11 protein-coding genes are annotated in these 6,727 nt (G+C 52.0%); 9 read left to right on the top strand and 2 right to left on the bottom strand.

Annotation, left to right across the window (positions count from 1 at the left end):
• The 9 genes from Q7V06_RS00330 to Q7V06_RS00290 all read left to right on the top strand — a co-directional run.
• Positions 1 to 568, top strand: a 568-nt coding sequence (locus tag Q7V06_RS00330; RefSeq protein WP_304836394.1) for a proton-conducting transporter membrane subunit, incomplete at its 5' end; no start/stop codon positions are given.
• A gap of 1 nt (position 569) precedes the next feature.
• Complete coding sequence (locus Q7V06_RS00325; protein ID WP_304836390.1) at positions 570 to 917, top strand: hydrogenase; 348 nt, start codon at positions 570 to 572, stop codon at positions 915 to 917.
• Entirely contained in the window at positions 914 to 1,348 is a 435-nt protein-coding gene (locus Q7V06_RS00320; RefSeq protein ID WP_304836387.1) for an NADH-quinone oxidoreductase subunit B family protein, read from the top strand. The genes Q7V06_RS00325 and Q7V06_RS00320 overlap by 4 nt, the downstream gene beginning before the upstream one ends.
• Positions 1,345 to 1,956, top strand: a complete 612-nt coding sequence (locus tag Q7V06_RS00315) for an NADH-quinone oxidoreductase subunit C (protein ID WP_304836384.1) — start codon at positions 1,345 to 1,347, stop codon at positions 1,954 to 1,956. Before Q7V06_RS00320 ends, Q7V06_RS00315 begins: the two co-directional genes overlap by 4 nt.
• Positions 1,949 to 3,181 (top strand): nickel-dependent hydrogenase large subunit, encoded by a 1,233-nt coding sequence (locus Q7V06_RS00310; RefSeq protein ID WP_304836381.1) that lies wholly within the window; start codon positions 1,949 to 1,951, stop codon positions 3,179 to 3,181. Before Q7V06_RS00315 ends, Q7V06_RS00310 begins: the two co-directional genes overlap by 8 nt.
• On the top strand, positions 3,175 to 4,185 hold the full coding sequence (locus tag Q7V06_RS00305; RefSeq protein WP_304836378.1) for a respiratory chain complex I subunit 1 family protein: 1,011 nt from the start codon (positions 3,175 to 3,177) through the stop codon (positions 4,183 to 4,185). The genes Q7V06_RS00310 and Q7V06_RS00305 overlap by 7 nt, the downstream gene beginning before the upstream one ends.
• On the top strand, positions 4,186 to 4,587 hold the full coding sequence (locus tag Q7V06_RS00300; protein WP_304836375.1) for a 4Fe-4S binding protein: 402 nt from the start codon (positions 4,186 to 4,188) through the stop codon (positions 4,585 to 4,587).
• 130 nt (positions 4,588 to 4,717) lie between these two features.
• Positions 4,718 to 4,936, top strand: a complete 219-nt coding sequence (locus Q7V06_RS00295; RefSeq protein ID WP_304836373.1) for a type II toxin-antitoxin system HicB family antitoxin — start codon at positions 4,718 to 4,720, stop codon at positions 4,934 to 4,936.
• Complete coding sequence (locus tag Q7V06_RS00290) at positions 4,917 to 5,144, top strand: type II toxin-antitoxin system HicA family toxin (RefSeq protein ID WP_304836370.1); 228 nt, start codon at positions 4,917 to 4,919, stop codon at positions 5,142 to 5,144. Before Q7V06_RS00295 ends, Q7V06_RS00290 begins: the two co-directional genes overlap by 20 nt.
• Before the next feature lie 48 nt (positions 5,145 to 5,192).
• On the opposite strand, the gene hycI is transcribed toward Q7V06_RS00290, so the two are convergent.
• Both hycI and Q7V06_RS00280 read right to left on the bottom strand, forming a co-directional pair.
• Positions 5,193 to 5,630, bottom strand: coding sequence for a hydrogenase maturation peptidase HycI (gene hycI / locus Q7V06_RS00285; RefSeq protein WP_304836367.1), 438 nt, complete (start codon positions 5,628 to 5,630; stop codon positions 5,193 to 5,195).
• 53 nt (positions 5,631 to 5,683) lie between these two features.
• A complete protein-coding gene (locus Q7V06_RS00280; protein WP_304836364.1) occupies positions 5,684 to 5,953 on the bottom strand; it encodes a hypothetical protein in 270 nt (89 codons plus the stop codon).
• Positions 5,954 to 6,727: the final 774 nt, after the last annotated feature.

The following is a 6,727-nucleotide window of genomic DNA, read 5'->3' as shown; positions in this document are numbered from 1 at the left end:
TGCTGTCCTTGGTGACCAGCAGATGCTTTCCCAGTTTGGAATCGTCGCAATGGAAGGGGGCATCTTCCATATCATCAACTATGCGTTGTATAAGGGTCTCCTCTTCCTGGTTGCAGGTGCGGTCATCTACCGGTGCGGCACACGGAACTTAAACGAACTCGGAGGGCTTGGCCACTCAATGAAGTGGACGATGGGATTCTTCATCATCGCAGCACTTGCAATCGCCGGTATTCCTCCGTTGAACGGATTTGCGTCAAAGCTTATGATCTATGAATCGGTCTTCATCTTCAACCCGTTCATCTCGGTGATTGCAATGGTGGTCTCGATTATGACGCTTGCATCATTCGTGAAGGTCTTCCACTCGATGTTCATGGGGCCACAACTCCCCCAGTATGCCGAGGTGAAGGAGGTGCCACTCCCGATGCTGATCGGTATGGGGGTGCTGGTCATTCTGATCATCCTCTTCGGCTTATTCCCCGATCTGATCGTGAATACATTTGTTGAACCGGCAGCGCTCGCACTCATTGACAGAACCGGCTACATTGCCTCAGTGATGGGAGGGATCTGAGATGGATATAACAGCGACTCTTATCACCGGGACTGGGTTCTGGAACCCGATCATCTGGATAGTGGCAGGGATTGTCACCTCTGCAATTGCGTATCTTATCTGGAAGATGGGTGTATCCACCTACCAGAAAGAGAGCCAGCAGGTGAAGCCATACCTCTCAGGGAATGCAGAGCCTGAGAAGAACGCGGTGCATATCCGTGGAGGAAACCTCTACTGGGGATTCACCGAAGGGCTGAAGGGGTACTATTCACGCCTGATACCGCTACATACAGGAGATCTGAATGATTATATGCTCTGGTACTTCGGCGTTACGGTTGCAGTCTGTGCACTGGTGGTGATCTTCCAATGAGCCTCTCTCCATCATTCAAACGCTCACTCTGGGTATTCCATTTCAATGCAGGCTCCTGCAATGGGTGTGATATCGAGATCGTCGCAACGATCACGCCACGATACGATCCCGAACGGTTCGGTGTGAGGCTTGTTGGCTCCCCAAAACATGCGGATGTCCTCCTGGTGACAGGACCTGTCACAAAGAAGATGGCACCGAGGCTCCGCCGCGTCTATGAACAGATGCCGTCGCCAAAGGTCGTCATCTGTATCGGGACCTGCGGCCAGTCCGGCGGCGTCTTCTATGACTCATATAATCTCGACGGCCCGGTGGATGATGTGATCCCGGTGGATGTTTATGTGCCGGGATGCGCACCACGGCCGGAAGCCATCATCTATGGTGTCGTCACTGCACTCACAAAACTTGAACGATTAGCTGGAGGCGAAGAATGAACGAGACGATACTAACCCCGGAGGAACTGGTCGACCGGCTCAGAACAACATTTGGTGATGTAGTCACCGATCCGAGGATCGTCACCAGGGCAGAAGGGGCAAAGAAGAATCCAAATACCAATGTCTGGATGACGATCACCCGAGATAGTCTGAAACCGGTGATCCGTCACCTGATGGAGATCACGTACCCGCACCTCTCGGTGATATCGGGATGGGATGTCGGAGAGGAGCTTCGGATGCAGTACATCTTCTCGATCTACTTCGGAAACCATCATGGGGAGTATATGGTGATCTTCACCGTTCCTCTGGCGAAGAATGATCTCAATATTCCAACGATCAGTGATCTCATCCCCGGCGCACTCTTCACCGAGCGGGAGAAGCAGGAGATGTTTGGTGTGAAGGTGACAGATATTCCGGATGGCCGCCGCCTCTTCCTGCCTGAAGACTTCCCGGAAGGGGTCTATCCACTCAGAAAAGACGAGACCGGTGTTCCCGACTCGATGATCAAACATCTCTGGCAGGTGAAACGGCCCACAGACCGTCCTGCACCGCCGGTTACTGAGAAAGAAGAGAACAGCCCTTCAAAGGAGGTGAAATCCGATGAGTGATCAGATGAAGAAGGCTCCCTATGTTGTCCCGATCGGTCCGATCCACCCGGCACTGAAGGAGCCGGTGCAGTTCCTCTTTGATGTGGAAGGCGAGGTCGTCAAAAAGGCGGATTTTGCACCCGGACAGACCCATCGCGGAATCGAGTGGATGGGGATGCGGAGAAACCCGGTCCAGATCATCCATATGACCGACCGGATCTGCGGGATCTGCGGGGTGACACACTCGTTTGCATTTGCACGGGCGGTTGAACAGATCGTCGATATCGAGGTGCCCCCTCATGCAGAATATATCAGGGTGATCATCGCTGAGTTTGAACGAATTCAGTCCCACCTCCTCTGGGCGGGAGTTGCTGCTCATGAGCTCGGATTTGACACACTCTTCTACCTCGCATGGCGGGTTCGTGAAGAGGCGATGGATGTGATCGAGTATATCACCGGGAACCGGGTGAACTATGGTCTGATCCAGGTCGGCGGAGTGCGGCGGGATATCACACCTGAACAGCACCCGACGATTCAGAAGTGTCTTGACGGATATCGGGATCTCCTCGGGAAGATGCTCAACCTCTTCCTTCATGATACGACGATCTCGATTCGGTGCAAAGATTGCGGACTGCTCTCATTTGAGCAGGCACTGAACCTCTGCACAGTCGGCCCGACAGCACGGGCGTCCGGTGTGATGAAAGATGTCCGGTTCGATTACCCGTATTCGGCATATGGCGACCTCGATATCACCCCGATCCTCCCCTCTGCCTATGGGGGCGAGATCAACGGCGATGTCTATGACCGGATCGTTGTCCGTCTCCTTGAGGTGGCACAGTCGATCGAGATCATCGAGACCTGCCTCAAAGAGATGCCGGATGGTCCGATCCTCTGGGAGCCGAAACTCCCAAAGCTCCTCTCTGCCTGTAAGAAGGCGCATGGGGAAGCGGTCGGTCGGCATGAAGCGCCACGGGGAGAATGTCTCCATTATGTCGCAATGGACGGACATGATGCCCCGGCGATGTGGAAGGTGAAGGCATCTTCCTATAGTAACCTCCATGCCTGGATACCGATGCTCGAAGGCGAACAGCTCGCTGATGTTCCGATCATCGTCGCCTCGATCGATCCCTGTCTGTCATGTACCGACCGGGTCGCGGTGATCCGTGGTACGAAGCGGGATCTCCTGACAAAGGAGGATCTCCACCGCCTCTCTGTTGAGAAGACACGGAGGATACAGGGATGCTGACGATTGAGATGATCCTCATGACAGTGGCTGCTGCGGTGGTCCTGTCGGTGCTTGGGATCGCATTTGGTCTGCTCCTGCTTGGTATTGACCGACGGGTCTCTGCCCGGATGCAGGCGAGGATCGGTCCTCCCCTCTCCCAGCCGTACATTGATCTGAAGAAGCTCCTCTCAAAGGAGAATATTATCCCTGAGAATGCGGTTGCGAGCATCTTCAATGCCGCTCCGATCATAGCGCTCGCTTCATCACTGATCGTGTTGCTGTACCTCCCGATCGGCTCAATGATGCCGGTTCTCGGCGGGTATGGAGATCTGATTCTGGTGATGTACCTTCTTGCAGTCCCGGCACTTGCGATGGTTGCCGGAGGGTTTGCTTCGGGATCACCGTATGCGACCATCGGTGCACAGCGTGAGATGGTGAGCATGATCGCCTACGAGCTTCCGCTTGCATCGATTGTGATCGCAGTCGCGTGGCTCCTCTACTCGTCCGGTATCACCGATCCCTTTGCATTATCGAGTGTTGTCGCAAATCCGGTCTGGACGATGGTTGGCCCCCTCGGGATGGTCGGCCTCTTTGTGCTGCTGCTCACCTTTGCCTGGGTCTCACCAGCCGAACTCTCGAAGATACCGTTTGATACGCCTGAAGCCGAGACCGAGCTTGCCGGTGGTATCCTTGTTGAGTATTCGGGAAAGAACCTCGGCCTCTTCACTGTTGCACAGGGTGTCAAGACCCTTGTGATGGGGGGCCTTGCAGTTGCGATCTTCTTCCCCTGGAACATCTCGCCGTTGCTTGGCCTGACATCATATGCTGCAATGGCAGTTGATGCCATCTTCTTCTTCCTGAAGGTGATCATCCTGATGATCCTCTCGGTGACGGTTATCAGAACAGGGCTTGCCCGGTTTCGGATCACCCATGTCGTCACCCTCTTCTGGGTGTACCTGGGGCTCGCCGGACTGTTTGGATTGTCACTTGTGATCCTCGATTCGGTTCTTATGGGGGGGTTCTGAATGGCACTTCCGATGATACGTGAGATCCTATCCCAGGTCTTCAAAACACCGGCAACAAATCCGTTCCCGGCACGATACCTTCCACCTTCGGTGACCGAATTCTTAAAGAAGGTCGGGGCAGGAGAAGCGACGATCAATCCGCCGGTTCCAACACCCCCCCACTTCCGTGGTAAGATCACGTATGACCGTGACGGATGCATCGGGTGCAGCCTCTGTATCAGGGTCTGCCCGGCGCATGCGATCGAGTTCATCCCTGAGACGAAGCGGGTCCGGATCTATATTTCCCAGTGCATCTTCTGTTCACAGTGCAATGACATCTGCCCAAAAGGGGTGCTCTCTATGAGCAGTGAGTTTCTGCTGGCAACCGAAGACCGGTTCGCAGAGAGCCAGATCGTTGAATAAAGAACGATATCTCCAGAACCCTTTTTTTATTGCTGATCTCTTGTATGCCGGATCTCATCAATACAATCAATCTCTGGCAGGATATCCGATGATCAATAGATATTTGGTTTCATAAAACACCATTGGATACATGAAATTCAATTGTTTAATAGAGAAAGACGAGGATGGTTACTATTATGCCTCTATTCCATCACTTCCAGGGTGTTTTACTCAGGCAAAATCGTATGAAGAGTTACTAAAACGGCTTGATGAGGCAATAACACTCTATCTCGAAGTAAACGAATGTCCTGATCCAGACGAGATACGAGAGTTCGTGGGGGTTCAAGCCATTGAAATTAAGTCCTGTTAAAGCCGAAAAAATTATAAAAATACTCGAGGAAACAGGCTTTTCATGTATCAGGCAGAAAGGGAGTCATATAATTATGAAACATCCGGATGGAAGGTCTATTGTGATACCAGATCATCAGGGAGAAGATCTTGGAAGGGGTATCGTGCGTTCGATTATTCGGCAGGCAGGGCTCACGCGAGAAGATTTTGTGAATATGTTATCAAAATGATAATTTGTCAGTAAGACCTCCAGCATGCATGATCTCTTCTGTCGCAGGTCAGAGCCGATCAAGATCGGCATACTCACCCTTTTGCAGCATGATGATGAGGGACTCTGCCGCAGCCTGTACTGCAGGTGAGAGTCCTACTCCCGGATTAATCGTCTCCGGCTGGATGCCGATGAAGAGGATCTCCGGAATATCAGGGGAGAGGTAGCGGATCAGGTGGGAGAGCGGGAGCATGTGGGTGCCGATGCTCGTATCATCGATCTGATCGTCCTGTATGATCCTGATGCTTCCGGGCGAAAGGTTCATCTCTGCTGCATCGACGATCAGAAGCAGTGCCGGGTCTGCACGCCGGATGGGTGCGGTGAAGTTTTCGGGTGCTGTTCCGCCGTTATAGGTGATCCAGCCTTCTGCTGAGAAGGAGTCGGCGATAGAACAGCCGACGCCGTCGTCTGAGAGGAGGGTATTGCCGACACCGAGGAGAACCATCATGGTGTACAGAGATTGGGCGTCTCTCTAAAAAGAGTCTGCTTTTGTGGTGATAATTATTCTGAGACTGATAGCTGAGAGGGTGACCTCATCTCTTCTGAGTGATACTGGTTTGAGAGATGGGCACTTTTCAGAAACGATCGGACAACCGATCTCCTTGTGTCATCATCAGGGAGGTTTGGGCTCCGAATGGATGCATTTACACCCATTGCACTCCTCCTGTCAACTGCTGTTCTGTCTGGTTTTTTGATTGGTGGGACATTGTCGTACTTCCTTTTTTGCTGGAACAGGAATGAGAATGGATATACTATTCTCCGGCTGCTCACTCTCTTCTTTGGTATTTGGGTGTGATGAGATCTCCCCGAAAGAAAGAAGGTTTCTCTATCCTATTCCGAGGAAAGTTTGGTTTCTATAGGGGAACTGAACCGGATCGCGAAGGTGAATGTGCTCTGTCTACGTCCTCCTGCAGATCGTCTGACCGAACAATTATTATTGAGTTTTTCTGCGGCATGCGGTGATCAGGGTACATTTCCGGCTCTTTTGCAGTGACAGTTTACCGAACCGGAGTCTCAAAGCTGCGCGGAGGGAAAAGGGAGCTTTTAAGGGAGATAAATCTCCATTTTGCGCGTAATTTTCTCATATTTTCGTTAAGTGTACGATAGCTTCATATCCTGACCAGCGGATGTATCATTATCCCACATTATCGGGGGGAGGTGAAATATCCTCATGGCATACGAAGCACAGGGCAAGAAGGGTAAGGAACCAGCAACCGAGAACAAGTCGAAGGAGACGAAGGGAGCGAAGAAGGGCGGTAAGAACTAAACTGCCCCTATCCCCCCTTTTCTTTTCTATAATAACCTGATCCCGGGTCATGGAGGAAGGTATTCTCAGGATTATCTGGTGAGGAGCTGCTCTCTTTCGCGTAGCAATAGAGAAACAGATTGTGTACTCTCCCAAGGTACGGAATAGAGAGTACCCCTCCTCACCTGTTCAAACAGATCGTCCTCCATCATCTGAAGCAGAGAAAAACACCCCGTACACCTCTTCAGACTGCATGCCTCTCATATCATCTTTTGTCATGACTTTCCGGTTTTATAAAC

This window comes from Methanocalculus sp., from assembly GCF_030651615.1.
Classification (GTDB): domain Archaea; phylum Halobacteriota; class Methanomicrobia; order Methanomicrobiales; family Methanocorpusculaceae; genus Methanocalculus.
The sequence above is the reverse complement of the archived record's forward strand: the minus strand, read 5'-3'. Positions and strand labels throughout refer to the sequence as shown.

Bases quoted from the DNA above. Each gene is read 5' to 3' on its own strand.
- Q7V06_RS00325 (WP_304836390.1), top strand. From the start codon at position 570: ATGGATATAACAGCGACTCTTATCACCGGGACTGGGTTCTGGAACCCG.
- Q7V06_RS00320 (WP_304836387.1), top strand. From the start codon at position 914: ATGAGCCTCTCTCCATCATTCAAACGCTCACTCTGGGTATTCCATTTC.
- Q7V06_RS00315 (WP_304836384.1), top strand. From the start codon at position 1,345: ATGAACGAGACGATACTAACCCCGGAGGAACTGGTCGACCGGCTCAGA.
- Q7V06_RS00310 (WP_304836381.1), top strand. From the start codon at position 1,949: ATGAGTGATCAGATGAAGAAGGCTCCCTATGTTGTCCCGATCGGTCCG.
- Q7V06_RS00305 (WP_304836378.1), top strand. From the start codon at position 3,175: ATGCTGACGATTGAGATGATCCTCATGACAGTGGCTGCTGCGGTGGTC.
- Q7V06_RS00300 (WP_304836375.1), top strand. From the start codon at position 4,186: ATGGCACTTCCGATGATACGTGAGATCCTATCCCAGGTCTTCAAAACA.
- Q7V06_RS00295 (WP_304836373.1), top strand. From the start codon at position 4,718: ATGAAATTCAATTGTTTAATAGAGAAAGACGAGGATGGTTACTATTAT.
- hycI (WP_304836367.1), bottom strand. From the start codon at position 5,630: ATGATGGTTCTCCTCGGTGTCGGCAATACCCTCCTCTCAGACGACGGC.